The sequence below is a fragment of the Blautia sp. HCP28S3_G10 genome (assembly GCF_052065235.1).
GTDB lineage: Bacteria > Bacillota > Clostridia > Lachnospirales > Lachnospiraceae > Blautia_A.
In genome coordinates, this window is the sequence record NZ_JBQHUL010000055.1 from 1 (window position 1) to 14,043 (window position 14,043).

A 14,043-nucleotide genomic window follows, 5' to 3' on the forward strand; every position below is an offset into this window, starting at 1 on the left:
TCATATATCCACACTTAGTGGGTAAACAAGGGAGAAAAGGATGGGAGTATCCCTTCCGAAATCCAACTTAATTTTTTTAAAAAAATGTCTTGACAAATGGGTTCACTTTAAGATTCAATAAATATTTGTCTGCTTTCCAATAAAAATATTGTTTTAAAGTTTTATTTATTGAAGAATATTCGTTTGTTCGTTTATATCCAGCTTTGATAGAGGCAATTGTTGTTTTCAGTTCATCAATAGTTTTGCATGAGCTGATTTGGTAATCAGGATTGAAATGCATAAATTGAAAAAGAGAAGTTTCATTGGCATTACATTCAGAATTAACTTTTGACGCATCATCTTGAATTAAAAATTCGATAATAAATGGTTCTAATGTATTTTCCTTAATTTTGTAAGGGCGGGCATATGTTGCAGAGTTTATTCTATTTGCTGTGTTATTGCCAAACCAATTTAAGTATATAGAATCAAGGGAAGACCATTTGTATGTTTTTTCCCATGTATCAGATTGTCGTTTTAAGGTAACCTCAATTGATGTGATAGTAGTATCCTGATTTTCACATTGAATGCAAAACATTAGTTTAAAGTAACATCCAGATTCATTAAATAATAATGAAAGAGGGTTATTTTCAAAAGGTATAATAGACAACTTTAATCTTTTTGTCTTTTTATAAAGCCACTGTAGGAGTGGTACACCTATTGAAATAGCAATTGCAATAATAGAAATAATCAATGAATATTTTTCGTAAGAACTCATTGCAGAATTCGTGGTGTTCTGAATGATAGTTGAAGCTAATATTTCTGATGACATTTTAATCCTCTCAAGATATTATTTGGATATTTACTTCTCCAAGCTAAGTATTCCTCTTCTGTAATTTCCTCGTTTCTGTATTTCTGGTACATATCTGCCCATTCACCAACTTGATCCAGCATATTTAATGAATCATGTCCTTTATCCTTGAACATCAATTGAGGCACCCCGGATTCATCTCTGTAGGCATGGAGTCCATACTGGTCTTCCAATGCGAAAAGAGAATGCATAACACTTATATAGGTATCAAAGTTAGGATTTGCCAGTGCGAACGGGCTGATTTTTAATGCATTGGCAATTTTTTCTAATTGATCCTGAGAAGCAGTGCGGTTCCCAAGTTCATAATTTCTTACAGCTGACTCACTTAGTCCTGCCTTTATGGCCAATTCTTTTTGGGTATATCCTTGTTCTAACCGATATTTCCTGATTTTATCTCCAACAGTCATAATTAATCGCTCCTTCACAGTTCTTGTCTCTTATTATAGCATGAACAGTTCAAAAATGAAATATAAAAATAAAGCGTTCAATATTGAAATTATTCTGTTGACATTTCGAAAATGAAATGTTATGATACAAGTGTACCGTTCAGAAATGAACTGATAGAATTTATAAAAAGGGAAAGGAGGAAGAAAATATGGCGAGCAAATTATTTATCTCAGCAAAAGAAGTTGCCCGGGAATTAGAAGTATCTGATTCCTTTGCTTATCGTCTGGTACGCAAGCTAAACGATGAACTGGAAAAACAGGGATTTGTGGTTGTTAAGGGTAAAATTAGCCGTAAATATTTTGAAGAACGTGTTTATGGTATGAGCGAAACAAAATAATGTGAGAGTTCAAGAAAGAAGGTGAAAATGAATGGCAGTTATTAAAAACAAAAAGACCAATACTTATGAAGTTCGCACCTATTATAAGGATTGGACAGGTGCCAGAAAGCAAAAGACAAAGAGGGGATTTAAGCGTAAATGTGATGCGCAAGACTGGGAGAGGGCTTTTAAATTAAAGGAAAATAGAAGTCTGGATATGACATTCGGAGATTTTGTAAATATTTATCTGAACGATATTAAACCCAGGATTAAATATAATACCTGGCTGACTAAAAAGCACATTGTTGATAAGAAGATTCTCCCGTATTTTACGGATAGAAAACTACAGGAGATCAAGACGGCAGATATCCGTCAGTGGCAAAACACGATTATGAATCATCGAGATGCCAATGGAAAGGGGTATTCGCAGGTATATCTTAAGACAATCCACAATCAAATGAGTGCGATTTTGAATCATGCGGTTAACTTTTATGATTTGAAAAGTAATGTTGCACGTAAGGCGGGATCTATGGGGAAAGAAAAATCCAAGGAAATGCTTTTCTGGACAAAAGAAGAGTATACACAGTTCATTGAGGCAGTTGCAGATAAGCCAATATCCTTTTACGCATTTGAAATTTTCTATTGGTGTGGATTGAGAATGGGGGAGCTTTTGGCCTTAACACCGGCAGATCTGGATTTCAGTTCCCATACTATACGCATCAATAAATCTTATCAGCGCTTAGAGGGAAAAGATGTCATAACAGATCCTAAAACACCGAAAAGTAATCGAATTATAGTGATGCCGGAATTTTTGAGTGAAGAGCTAGAAAGTTACTTAAGTATGCTGTATGGACTGAAGGAAACAGATCGAATCTTTCAGATTTCTAAAAGTTATCTCCATCATGAAATGGATCGGGGAGTAAAGCTGTCAGGTGTCAAACGAATCCGTATCCATGATCTCCGGCATTCTCACGTATCGCTGCTGATTAATATGGGATATTCTGCTGTGGCAATTGCAGAGAGAGTAGGGCATGAAAGTGTTGAGATTACATATCGATATGCACATTTATTTCCTACGATACAGAAAGATATGGCAGACAGGTTAAATGAGGAAAGAGAGGATTCATGGAATGAGTGAAAAAAATATGGATAAAAAGAATCGTTGGCGTAATGTAACAATTGCTTTTCGAATGTCTCCTGAAGAAAACGAAGAACTGGATAAAAGGGTGAAACTTTGTGGATATCAAACCAGACAAGAATACATCATTGAAAGCGTTTTATATCAAAAGATCACAGCTGTTGGTAATCCATTGATGCTGGTGCAGTTCCGAAAACAGCTCCGGGAGATTGAGACAGAATTAAAATGTCTGAACACATTGAATGATGCTGGAGAAGAATTATTTACTCCAATCAGAACCATGTTGGAAATTTTGAATGGATTTGCGGAAAGGAGAAATACAGATGAAAACAAAAAAGATGGTCAACAAAGTTTATGAAATCTTGAATCGCTCTAAGAAGTTAGAAATTGCCTCTATCCTTGTGGATTTTGAATCAGAACATGTGGTGTTGATTGAATTGATGGATGGAAGTAGGTTTGAGATTATAGTGATTCCAACAAGACGGTTTGTTTGAGAGGTGGAGAAATGAGAGCTGGAAAAAAGAAAAAGCCCAGACAAAATATCTGAGCAAGTTCTCTGATAATCAGATTTACTGATATACCATCTTCGCAGATTAAGTATATCACGGATTGTAAGATACGACAATTCCCAATTATCTGTTCATCAGAGACTTGCCCGGGAGGACAGGAGGTGAAAGAGATAGAATTGAGAACGATAGAAAATAAGCAGACAGAATTGAAAAGATTAGTGCCGGAACTGAAGTTGATTAACATGGAAACTGTGGAAGTGGAACAGATTGAATGGCTGTTGTATCCGTTTATACCTTTTGGGAAAGTCACGATCATACAAGGGGATCCGGGAGAAGGAAAAACAACGATGGTTCTTCAGATCATTGCTAAACTGACCAGAGGAGAACCAATCTTGTTGAAGCAGCAATCCCAAAAAGAAGCGCAGAAAGATAGCAAAGAAAATCTGAAACAGAAAGTGCTATCGCAAGATAACCCTATACAGCCTGTCAATGTCATTTATCAGACGGCAGAGGATGGATTGGGGGATACGATAAAACCTCGTCTGCTTGCGGCTGGGGCAGATTGTTCCAGAGTGCAGGTCATCGATGATCGAGAACAGCCATTGACGATGTTAGATGTCCGGCTTGAGGAAGCAATCATGCAAACGAAAGCAAGAATGGTGGTGCTGGATCCTATACAGGGATTCCTAGGAACAGATGTGGATATGCATCGGGCCAATGAAATCCGTCCGTTGATGAAGCGGGTGGCAGTCCTTGCGGAGAAATATCATTGTGCGATCATTCTGATCGGGCATATGAATAAAAACAGCAATGGTAAATCTTCTTATCGTGGCCTTGGATCCATTGATTTTCAAGCTGCGGCAAGAAGTGTCCTGATTGTGGGCAGGCTGAAGGACGAACCGGAGACAAGGGTAATGTGTCATGTGAAAAGTTCCCTTGCACCGGAAGGAAAATCCGTCGCATTCCGATTAGACAAAGAAACAGGATTTCAGTGGATTGGAGAGTATGATATCAGTGCAGATGACCTTTTGAGTGGAGATGCAAGAGGACAAAAAAGTCGAATAGCGAAGGAATTTCTGTTGGATATTTTGGCTGATGGCGGTATGGCACAGAAAAAGATCGAGGAAGAAGCGAGCAAACAGGGAATCAAGAAGAAAACTCTGCGGAATGCAAAACAGGAACTGGAAATCGATTCGATCAAACGGGGAAACCAATGGTTTTGGATATTATCAGAATAAAGGAAGATGGCAAGGTGACCATTTCTTGAGAATAGGGCATCTTGCCACCTTGAAAGGAGAAGTGTATGGGAATAAAGAATGTACAGATTCCATTTACATTATTTCGTCAGCTTGTCTCGTATCATTTGCTGGATGATTACAGTTGTTCAGATGAGATATGTAAGGGACTTGAAGAAAAGATGGATCATTTGGTCAATAGACAATTGTATACGCAGTCGAAAACAGCAGCGACTGAAGAAGAGCGGGAAAAGGCCAGAAAGGAGTATCTGGATAAGAAAGGAATACAGGAGAACTTTCGTTGGTAGTGATTCTTCCTGTTTGAGTTATAACAGGAGCGTGGCACGCACCTGTAAATCACGGACAAAGAGAAGAATCAGATGATGCAGACGGAAGGAGATCGCTGAACGGAAACAGCCCCGCAGGGCGCAAGGGTACTTTTGATGGACGAAGGCTGTCAAAAGTGCTTTTGCGTTACTTTCGACGAAAGTAACAAAGCTTATGCGCCGTATCCGGCGCTGAATACTACCCCAAGAGGGAGAAAGGAGAGTTATTGAAGAGAACGATTAGTTTTATGACAGGTAAAGGTTCTGTTAACCACAACAGTAGAAAATTTCATGCAAAGAATACAGATCCGAAACGGAGTCACTGGAATGTAGAATACTGTAATCAGGATATCCGGGAAGTATACCATGAATTATTTGATGAGGCACTTGAACGATATAATTCCAAACAGGCCAGAAAAGACCGGAAGATTGAAGATTATTATGAGAAGATCCGTTCTGGAAAGCAGGAAAAGCCATTCCATGAGATTATCCTGCAGATCGGGGATAAAGACAATATGAGAGCGACAACAAAAGAGGGACAGATGGCAGCGAAGATACTAGACGAATATATGAAGAATTTTCAACGGAGAAATCCTACCTTAAGAGTGTTTTCTGCTCATCTTCATATGGATGAGGCCACACCGCACTTACATATAGATTTTGTGCCATATACAACAGGAAGTAAGCGTGGTCTGGATACAAGGGTATCTTTGAAACAGGCATTGTCAGCGCTTGGTTTCAAAGGCGGCACGAGAATGGAGACAGAATTAAATCAGTGGGTGGCGGCTGAAAAGCAGCAGCTTGCTTCAATTATGTTGGAGCATGGGATTGAATGGGAGCAGAAAGGAACCCATGAAAAACATTTGTCGTTGCTGGATTTTGAAAAGCAGGAACGTATAAAGGAAGTGGCAGCACTTGAAGAGCAGAAAGCGGGCTTGGAGGAGCATAATGCCACTATGCAGGAGGTCAATAAAAAATGGCTTAACCAGTTGGAAAATATTGAACGGGAAATATCCTATGCACATGAAAATCGGGCAGAGGCTGATAAGCAGGCAGATCAGGCTAAGAAAAAGGTAGCTCAATACGAGAAAAAGCTGACAGAGATTGCGCCTATGGTAAAAGAGATGGAACGATTTGCAGAGAAATATTCTGCCGATCCAGAGGAGGTGTTGCCGGAGGCTGGAACGTTGGAAACGGGAAAATCCTACCGGGAGAAAAAGGCGAAGCCTCTGATTGAAAAGATCATGACGGTACTGCGGTCAGTCTACCGGGCTTACCTCGATCTTTCCAGAAGATTTAACGATATGCAAAGGTCATACGAGAGGGCGTGGAGTAAGGTTAATTCTCTTACAGATCGTGTAGAGGAACTTTGGAATGAGAATAGAGCGCTGAAGGAAAGACTGGGAGATTTTAGCCGAGTAGAGCGGGCGTTAGGACGGGATATGATTGAGAATATTGTTCAGAAGGAGAAAATGATAGAGCTGGCGGAGAAGGAACAGAAACGGGCGAAAAGACGTAAAATGGACAGAGGGGAAAGGTAAACAACAGGGGGCAAGCAGCTCCCTGTTTGCTATATAAATCTTTATGGAAGGTCATATGTATCATCATGGAAGGACGCCATTTTGCTGTCCCAAACAGCTTCTTCTATAACTTGGAGACACTCGTCAGTATGTTTTTTGATATCCTGTCCCCAGAAATGAATAACAGTGTATCCGAGAAAAAGTAATTTTTTGTCGTTCTCCCAGTCACGGTTACGATTACGCTCGATTTTTTTGATCCAATAATCTGGATTATGTCCTTTTTCAAGCCTTAGTTTCAAATATTCCCAGTCCTTGCCGTGGAAAAATTCACTGTCACAAAAAATAGCAATTTTGTATTTGGTAAGTACAATATCGGGAGATCCGGGAAGTGCTTTGTAATTCTTGCGGTACCGATATCCTTTGTGCCATAGAGCCTTGCGTAGTTGCAGTTCAATAGATGTATCTTTGCTATGGATTTTACTCATGTTTTTGGATACAGTGGCGGCATCTCGTGACATATAGATATCCCCTTTCTCCTGATGGAAATTTTACTGATTCTATTTTAACAGTCTTGAAAATTATCGACAAGTACCATGTGGTGGAGATGGTGAATTATTTCGTTGACGGTATAAACGGGATGATTTATACTGGTAAGGTAAAAGTTGATGTGTAAAAGAGGTACCCGAAATGACGATTTCCGAGCAAATTAAGGTGTTATGTGTACGGTCAGATATTAGCGTAGCGGAACTGGCACGCCGGATAGGCACATCACCACAAAATTTAAGTGGAAAAATGAAAAGAGAAAGTTTTACGATAGCAGAGCTGGAAGATATTGCACAGGCTGTAAACAGCTCTTTTGAAAGGAATTTTATATTAGAAAACGGAGAGAAGATTTAATGGGAAATTTAATAGAATATGGTGCTGAAAATGAATATGCCGATAATCGGGATGTTATTTCTTTGTTTTCTGGGGCAATGGGATTAGATATAGGTCTGGAAAAGGCAGGGCTTAACGTTGTAATCGGACAGGATTTTGACGAATCATGTGTGAAGACAATGCAGGCTAATGGTCATAATGTATTAGGTGGAGATATTCGTCAAATAGATCCACGTAAACTCTTGGAATTGACAGGGCTTTCTATCGGAGAGCCTTTCCTGATTTGTGGAGGGCCACCGTGCCAACCGTTTTCAACCGCAGGAAAGCGTTTAGGGATTAATGATCCCAGAGGTAGTTTGTTTATGGATTTTATTCGGATGATTGACTATATCCGTCCACGCTTTTTTGTCATGGAAAATGTAAAAGGAATTATGTCAGCTCCTTTGAAGCATGTTCCTTTAGCAGAAAGAGACGAGAATGATCCTGATCAGAGATTAGGAACTGTTCTGGATGTTATTTTAGCTGAATTTGATAAATTAGGCTATAAAACTGTATACGGTGTTTTGGATGCAGTGAATTATGGAGTCCCTCAATTCCGTGAAAGATTTGTTTTGATTGGGAGTAGAGATAATGAAGATATTTTTCTTCCGCTCCCGACACATTTTCAAATGCATCAGGATAAATCTTATCAGTGGAAAACCGTAAGGAATGCGATTGCAGATCTGGAATTTGACAAAGGCGAGTGTGCTACGTTAAGTGAAGAGCGCTTGAAATTTCTTAAGATGATTCCTGAGGGTGGAAACTGGCGTGACCTGCCGGAGAATATTATACCGATTGCTATGGGCGGCGCATACAAATCCGGTGGAGGAAAGGTTGGGTTTTACAGAAGACTTTCTTATGATCAACCATCACCGACGGTGGTTACATCCCCGGTTCAGAAAGCAACAATGATGTGCCATCCTACACAGGATCGCCCGCTAAGTATAAAGGAATATGCCCGGATTCAGCAGTTCCCGGACGATTGGATTTTTACCGGAACGACGGCTGCGAAATATCGTCAGATTGGAAATGCAGTGCCTGTCGGACTTGCAGAAGCAATCGGAAAGGCGGTTTGTGCAGTTGCAGACGGGAACGCAGTTGTAGAGACAAAACGTTTCAGGGGGACAAACGTACATAATAAGATAAGAAACGCAATAGAATTGGGAGGAAATCTGTATGCCGTTAAATAATTCATATGATGAACAAGAAGTCGTAAAAGCGGTAGCGACAGCTCTTGAGACTTTTTATGCTAACTTGATTGAAAAAATTGATGGACTGAATATCAAAAAAGTAATGAAACGTAAAAATCCATATCTGTACCGTGCAAAAGCTATGCAGAGCGCTTCAGAGATTGTGGAGTCTGTGCTGACCGCATTTGTAAGTTCAAGTGAAGAAACAATATTTGGAAATTGCTTTTTTGAACCGATAGCAATAGCTGCCAGTGGTGGCAATAAAGCACTGGCAGAGGGAATTGATATTATGATTCAGGATAATACAACAAATACAATCTCGGCTATTGCAGTTAAGAGCGGCCCGGCAGTTTTCAATGCGGACAGTAAGAAACGACAGGAACAGAACTTTATGGTGGCGTCAAAGCTGGCACAGCAAGTGAAAGCACGTTATGAAGCATATATCGGATATTGCTATGGGAAGAAGAAAGATTCCGGCAGAGGAAAGCCGAAAATGTATCAGGAATTGGCAGGAAAACGGTTTTGGACTGAACTAACTGGGGATGAGGATTTCTATATTAAGATTATCGGATATATGGGAACTATGCCGGAGAAGTATGTGGCGGACTATAAAGAAAGCTATAATAAGGCAGCAAATAGACTTGTGAGAGAATTTTCTAACAGTTTTTGTAAAGAAGATGGAAGTATTGATTGGGAAAAACTGGTAGAATTTAATTCGGGAGATTGATATTTAGAAATCGATAAGGGGTTTAAAGGGAAATTATCATTAGTAACAAAGCGGAGGTAAAATATGGGATTTTGGCAGATTACAATAGGTGATATAATAGGTTATATTCTAATTCTATCTGGGCTTGCGATAACAATTAGCATTCAACTAAAGATATCGTCACATCATAATACAAAGGATGTAAATAAAATAAATCAGTCAAATAGCTCAGTGGGTGGAGATCAGGTAGGTAGAGATAAAAAATGTTAGAAGATGTCAATCAATCTAAAAGTACAGTTTATGGAGATCAGGTTGCAGGTGATAAGACTACGATTCATCAAACGGTCGAAGTGAAAAAAGAGCTTGCACCGGCAATTAATATTATAGAAAATGCTAATGTATCCTTGGATGATTTTATTGATATTGATGCAGATGATAATAATACAGTATTGATAAAAAAATTAAAGGATGGAGGCTTTAATTCTGTTGCAAGAAATAATGCAAAGATACAAAAATTACGTACTGTTTCTACGATTTTTACAATGGAAAAAAATGAAAATGGAAAGAAGATTTTGACAGATATCTATTGTAACCTTATAAGTGTGATTAACACCAAATATATTGTTTCTTTGAATGAGGGGGAAACCCTTAGAACAAGTTTTAAAGAAATATTTAATGATTTATCTGATGTTGTAAACAAATATAAAGATTTAGTAGCAATTGATGAAGCGTTTCTGGAAGGCTTGTTATATGTAGCAACGTCAAATTGTGCATTGCGGTGGTTGATCGAGGAGGAAACCGATGAAAACTCAGATAATAGTAAATAGAATAAATGATTGGTTTCGAATTGATGATTTAGAACTGAATATTTACATGCTTTCGATGCGAATTTTGTTAAAATTAACAACAAGAAGACATGCAGGTTTGGCTTATGATCGAGTAAATTTAGCAATGGGAATATTAAATAGAACAAGTATAGAAGCAATAGAAACACTGGATAAAGCAATTGTTTTGTTAGTATCTCGGAAGCTAATAGTTTTTGACAATTCTCAAAAAAACGGTGTAAGAAAAATATTTATAACGGATTTGGGATTAGAGACGGTGAATAAATACAGGGAGTTAATGGAGAATGTGGATTAATTCATTAAAGGTCACGGGAGAATGCTATTTAGAATATAAATTTGGCGCAACTAATATATTGTTGGGGGAAAATGGAACAGGTAAATCTACATTTGTAAAATTATTGTTATACATATTAGGTGTAGATATACCGGATTTTATAGATGAAATTACAAAATATCGTTTATGTGATTGGGCGTGTGCGGAGATAACAACAAAGTCAAAGAATCAATTTAAAATTATGCGTAAATTACCATATGCAGATATGATAATGGTAACACCTTATGAAAATGGGATGCCTAATGACAATGATATTCTTATTTTAAACAAGGAAGAATATTCTAATTTTCTGCTAGATGAAGAGCAATATTCTAAAGAAAAAATTTCTTATGGAAATGGTCAACAAGCTTCATTTAGGTATAGATTTATTTTAAGGACAGCCGTGGTAGACCAGACAACTCCACATGGGAAAATTCTAGCAAGTCTGGGGGGAAGCGGAAATGATTATATTTCAAACCAAGGGTTAATTAATAAGACAATAATTGAAGAAATATTAAAAAGAAATAATAGTGAAGAAAAAAGAATACGATTAGAATTGAAAAGTAAAGAGAGAGAACGTACTTCAATAAGGGCAAAAGAGTCCTTATATAAAGACTTGCTAGCTGAATATAGTAATGCAGATGAAAAGTATCCTAGACGGATAGACGCAGTTGATAAAGAGATGAATCAGATATTGCATGAAAAAGATAATTTATCAACAGAACAATACCGTACTCTTATCAAGTTAGAGCATATTAGCGATAAAAACAGTGAAAAAGAAATAATTGCAATGCGATCGGAAGTAAATAAATTGAAAGAAGAGCAGGCGAAAGCTAAGCTGGAAATGCTTGATATTGAGGATGTATTAAAAAAACTATATATAGAATTAAAAAATTTAAAAGGTAATATTGCGGCAACATCTGTGTTAAAAGATATACCTGTAACGATTTGTCCGGTTTGTTTGAGTGAACTAAATCAAGAAGAAATAGACACAGGTTTATGCCATAATTGTAAAGAACATTCTAAAGAAGATGTGCTAGAAAGTGCGGCAATTTACAAGAAGATGATTGAGGATTCGATAAGAGAAGCTCAAAGTTTAATTGAGGAAAATCAAAATCTCTTGAAACAAATTAATGGTGAAATAAAAGAAAAGACAAAAAAACTTGATAAAATGCAAGAAAGATACCTTAACAAATTGGAAGGGATAAAAGAACCATTAGAAAGTTTGATTCAAGAAATCAAAGAAAAAATTGATGCTGCAACGAGTAGATATTATCGACTCAGTGAGTTGAGAAAAAATTTAGTAGAGAAAAATCGTTTGACTTCTGAAAAAGATAGATTGACAGCAGAAATAAAGAATTTGCATGAAGAATTGGACGAAGCAAGTAAGAAGAGTTCAAATGATATCTTGATATTTGAAAAATGGAAAATGTTATATGAGGAGATTTTTAAAAATATTTTCTCACAGACTTGTAGTGTATCAATTTCATCAGAAGACTATATGCCAATAATAAATGATAATACAATGAACAGGATATCTTCTGAGAGTATGAAACTAGTCGCAAGACTTTCTTATGTTTTGTCATTATATAAATTGCAATCCTCTTTAGAAAATGAGGTAGTAAATTCTGTAGGAATGGTAATTTTTGACTCTCCAAAGGATAAAGATCTTGATAATGATAAGTATCGAAATTTCCTAAAAATAGTGGCCGATAATACAGAGGGTCAAGTATTTTTGACGGGAAGTGTTATGGAGAAGGAGATTTATGAAGAAGAATTTCCTAAAGAGTGCTTTTTTACTTATTTAACAGAAGATAGTCGTCTCTTGAAAAGTAAAGCCGATACTAATAATTAGATGTCAAAATATAATTTTGATAACAATTTAACGATAACAAATTGATAACATTAGCAGAAACAGACCATAGAGATACGACAGTTGGAAACAAATAAAATCAAATAGAACCAAATCTCCTATACAAAACTATATAGAACTAAATTCGATTTTGCAAGTTCGAATAATTAACAAATTCGTAGAATACTCGGGATTTGTTCTATCTTCGTCATGCGGACATAATGTTGAAATTTATGTATGGTAGTTACTTTTAGAGAAGAATTAGTTTTTTAATTAAATGTAAAATTTATGATGAAAGAAATACTTAAGATATTATCATTTCAAACTGCAATGGCTATGCAGAATGAAAGAGAAAAATACAATCGGACAAAATGGATCTATGTTCCGGATTTTTATACGGAATATAGATATATTCTGGGAACGGTGGGGAATAATCCACTTATTACTATTGGAATCAATCCATCGACTGCAGAACCGGAAAAGATGGATAACACAATGAAATCAGTCGAAAGGATAGCAATGGGGAACGGATTTGACTCATTTATTATGTTTAATGTCTATGCACAGCGAGCGACAGATCCAAATCAAATGAATAAAGAAATAAATCCGATGCTTCACAAAGAGAACATGCAGGCCTTTCAATGGATATTGGAAAACAGTGGTAAAAACCCGATAATCTGGGCAGCCTGGGGAACAAATATAGAAAGAAGAAAATATTTAAAGGAATGTCTTAGAGAAATGATTAGTATTTCTAATCGGTATAATGCTGTTTGGTGTAAGGTTGGAAAGTGTTCTGTAAAGGGACATCCTCATCATCCGTTATATTTGAAAAAAGATTCCAGGATAGAAGTGTTTGATGTCAAAACATATTTGACTTCATTATGAGGAAAAGAGTTTTGAAATCCTTAAATGAAAGAGTGTGTTCCAAAAGTGGATAATGATGGCAGGAGTGATCGATTTTGTAGGTATTCCACTCATATTCTACCAATAAGGGATTCGTTTTATTCTGAAAAAAAGTATCATTATATCATCAAATGAATGGAGGAATAGAAATGAATCAATTAGTTATAGGAAAATACATTTCCTTAAAGAGAAAACAGAAAAACATGACTCAGGAACAGTTGGCAGAAAAGCTAGGCGTTTCAAACAAAACTATTTCAAAATGGGAAACTGGAAAATGCATGCCTGATTATTCTATTGTTAAGAATCTATGTGATGAGTTGGAAATTACAGTTGCAGAATTGTTTGATGGTGAAACTTCAGGAGAAAAAAGTGTTCGCATTTATGATGAAGAACAGTTTTTAGATTTACTTAGAAGAACACAGGAATTAGAAAAACAAAAGAACACTTTGTACGGAGTTGTGTTAATTGTTATGGGCATAGCTATGCAAGCTCTTTCTTATGCAGTTGGCGGCTCTGATATGAAAGATTTTATTTCAGGAATACTCTTAGGAATGTCAATTGCGGTGATGTTGATAGGTGTTTATGTGGTTGGAAAGTCTTTATCGGGAAAGTAATTTATAGCTTTTAGAGTGCAATAATGTAAAAATTCAAATGATATTGAAGAAGACCAATCAATTACTATTAGTGACAATAAAATGACAATAAGATTCTATAGCATCAGAGACAATACATACAAAACAGTTCAATAACGAACTGATTTGAGACTGAAACATGGGATATGTACTATGAATCAAGTAGAACTTTGCGAATTCGAATAATTTTCAAAAGCTCGCAAAGCCTAGTAAAATGGGCATTTGCGAGCTTGTTTTTTGTAACCGCCAAATAATGATGCGGTCAGATATAAAATTACTCCAGCCCTTTGCGAGTTGGAGTAATTCACTATAATTCACATGCGATTTTTGATAGATTGGAGTTTTTCAC

General features: G+C 36.8%; 19 protein-coding genes. 16 read left to right on the plus strand and 3 right to left on the minus strand.

Translation table 11 applies throughout. From position 1 onward, the window contains the following. Window positions 1-76: 76 nt before the first annotated feature. Both ACTNB8_RS15175 and ACTNB8_RS15180 read right to left on the minus strand, forming a co-directional pair. The gene (locus ACTNB8_RS15175; protein ID WP_441055944.1) at window positions 77-808 is read right to left on the minus strand and encodes a hypothetical protein; all 732 of its coding nucleotides are present in this window, start codon (window positions 806-808) and stop codon (window positions 77-79) included. Then, window positions 790-1,254 carry a helix-turn-helix domain-containing protein gene (locus ACTNB8_RS15180; RefSeq protein ID WP_441055945.1) on the minus strand — a complete coding sequence of 155 codons (465 nt, stop codon included), beginning with the start codon at window positions 1,252-1,254 and terminating at the stop codon, window positions 790-792. Before ACTNB8_RS15180 ends, ACTNB8_RS15175 begins: the two co-directional genes overlap by 19 nt. A 188-nt stretch (window positions 1,255-1,442) precedes the next feature. On the opposite strand from ACTNB8_RS15180, the gene ACTNB8_RS15185 reads away from it, so the two are divergent. The 7 genes from ACTNB8_RS15185 (at window position 1,443) to ACTNB8_RS15215 (ending at window position 6,359) form a co-directional block, all read left to right on the plus strand. After that, the gene (locus ACTNB8_RS15185) at window positions 1,443-1,631 is read left to right on the plus strand and encodes a hypothetical protein (RefSeq protein ID WP_024720800.1); all 189 of its coding nucleotides are present in this window, start codon (window positions 1,443-1,445) and stop codon (window positions 1,629-1,631) included. 31 nt (window positions 1,632-1,662) lie between these two features. Next, window positions 1,663-2,748 carry a tyrosine-type recombinase/integrase gene (locus tag ACTNB8_RS15190; RefSeq protein WP_441055946.1) on the plus strand — a complete coding sequence of 362 codons (1,086 nt, stop codon included), beginning with the start codon at window positions 1,663-1,665 and terminating at the stop codon, window positions 2,746-2,748. Continuing rightward, window positions 2,741-3,106, plus strand: a complete 366-nt coding sequence (locus ACTNB8_RS15195; RefSeq protein WP_441055947.1) for a plasmid mobilization protein — start codon at window positions 2,741-2,743, stop codon at window positions 3,104-3,106. The genes ACTNB8_RS15190 and ACTNB8_RS15195 overlap by 8 nt, the downstream gene beginning before the upstream one ends. Beyond that, window positions 3,072-3,242, plus strand: a complete 171-nt coding sequence (locus tag ACTNB8_RS15200) for a hypothetical protein (protein WP_441055948.1) — start codon at window positions 3,072-3,074, stop codon at window positions 3,240-3,242. The genes ACTNB8_RS15195 and ACTNB8_RS15200 overlap by 35 nt, the downstream gene beginning before the upstream one ends. A 257-nt stretch (window positions 3,243-3,499) precedes the next feature. Beyond that, a complete protein-coding gene (locus ACTNB8_RS15205) occupies window positions 3,500-4,495 on the plus strand; it encodes an AAA family ATPase (RefSeq protein ID WP_441055954.1) in 996 nt (331 codons plus the stop codon). Window positions 4,496-4,566: 71 nt separating this feature from the next. After that, a complete protein-coding gene (locus tag ACTNB8_RS15210; RefSeq protein WP_024720741.1) occupies window positions 4,567-4,800 on the plus strand; it encodes a hypothetical protein in 234 nt (77 codons plus the stop codon). Between the two features lie 266 nt (window positions 4,801-5,066). Continuing rightward, window positions 5,067-6,359 (plus strand): plasmid recombination protein, encoded by a 1,293-nt coding sequence (locus ACTNB8_RS15215; RefSeq protein ID WP_441055955.1) that lies wholly within the window; start codon window positions 5,067-5,069, stop codon window positions 6,357-6,359. Between the two features lie 41 nt (window positions 6,360-6,400). On the opposite strand, the gene ACTNB8_RS15220 is transcribed toward ACTNB8_RS15215, so the two are convergent. Continuing rightward, on the minus strand, window positions 6,401-6,856 hold the full coding sequence (locus ACTNB8_RS15220; RefSeq protein WP_441053353.1) for a very short patch repair endonuclease: 456 nt from the start codon (window positions 6,854-6,856) through the stop codon (window positions 6,401-6,403). A gap of 169 nt (window positions 6,857-7,025) precedes the next feature. On the opposite strand from ACTNB8_RS15220, the gene ACTNB8_RS15225 reads away from it, so the two are divergent. From ACTNB8_RS15225 to ACTNB8_RS15265, 9 genes are all read left to right on the plus strand, one after another. Beyond that, the gene (locus tag ACTNB8_RS15225) at window positions 7,026-7,235 is read left to right on the plus strand and encodes a helix-turn-helix domain-containing protein (RefSeq protein ID WP_087226918.1); all 210 of its coding nucleotides are present in this window, start codon (window positions 7,026-7,028) and stop codon (window positions 7,233-7,235) included. After that, a complete protein-coding gene (locus ACTNB8_RS15230; RefSeq protein WP_441055949.1) occupies window positions 7,235-8,443 on the plus strand; it encodes a DNA cytosine methyltransferase in 1,209 nt (402 codons plus the stop codon). The genes ACTNB8_RS15225 and ACTNB8_RS15230 overlap by 1 nt, the downstream gene beginning before the upstream one ends. Then, window positions 8,430-9,170 carry a PmeII family type II restriction endonuclease gene (locus tag ACTNB8_RS15235; protein WP_441055950.1) on the plus strand — a complete coding sequence of 247 codons (741 nt, stop codon included), beginning with the start codon at window positions 8,430-8,432 and terminating at the stop codon, window positions 9,168-9,170. The genes ACTNB8_RS15230 and ACTNB8_RS15235 overlap by 14 nt, the downstream gene beginning before the upstream one ends. Before the next feature lie 63 nt (window positions 9,171-9,233). Next, complete coding sequence (locus ACTNB8_RS15240; protein WP_441053359.1) at window positions 9,234-9,419, plus strand: hypothetical protein; 186 nt, start codon at window positions 9,234-9,236, stop codon at window positions 9,417-9,419. Then, window positions 9,413-9,976, plus strand: coding sequence for a hypothetical protein (locus ACTNB8_RS15245; RefSeq protein ID WP_441053361.1), 564 nt, complete (start codon window positions 9,413-9,415; stop codon window positions 9,974-9,976). The genes ACTNB8_RS15240 and ACTNB8_RS15245 overlap by 7 nt, the downstream gene beginning before the upstream one ends. Then, window positions 9,951-10,289 (plus strand): hypothetical protein, encoded by a 339-nt coding sequence (locus ACTNB8_RS15250; RefSeq protein ID WP_441053363.1) that lies wholly within the window; start codon window positions 9,951-9,953, stop codon window positions 10,287-10,289. Before ACTNB8_RS15245 ends, ACTNB8_RS15250 begins: the two co-directional genes overlap by 26 nt. After that, window positions 10,279-12,162, plus strand: a complete 1,884-nt coding sequence (locus ACTNB8_RS15255) for a hypothetical protein (RefSeq protein ID WP_441055951.1) — start codon at window positions 10,279-10,281, stop codon at window positions 12,160-12,162. The genes ACTNB8_RS15250 and ACTNB8_RS15255 overlap by 11 nt, the downstream gene beginning before the upstream one ends. Before the next feature lie 285 nt (window positions 12,163-12,447). Continuing rightward, window positions 12,448-13,044, plus strand: a complete 597-nt coding sequence (locus tag ACTNB8_RS15260) for a DUF1643 domain-containing protein (protein WP_441055952.1) — start codon at window positions 12,448-12,450, stop codon at window positions 13,042-13,044. Between the two features lie 167 nt (window positions 13,045-13,211). Next, complete coding sequence (locus ACTNB8_RS15265; protein ID WP_441055953.1) at window positions 13,212-13,676, plus strand: helix-turn-helix domain-containing protein; 465 nt, start codon at window positions 13,212-13,214, stop codon at window positions 13,674-13,676. Window positions 13,677-14,043 lie beyond the last annotated feature (367 nt).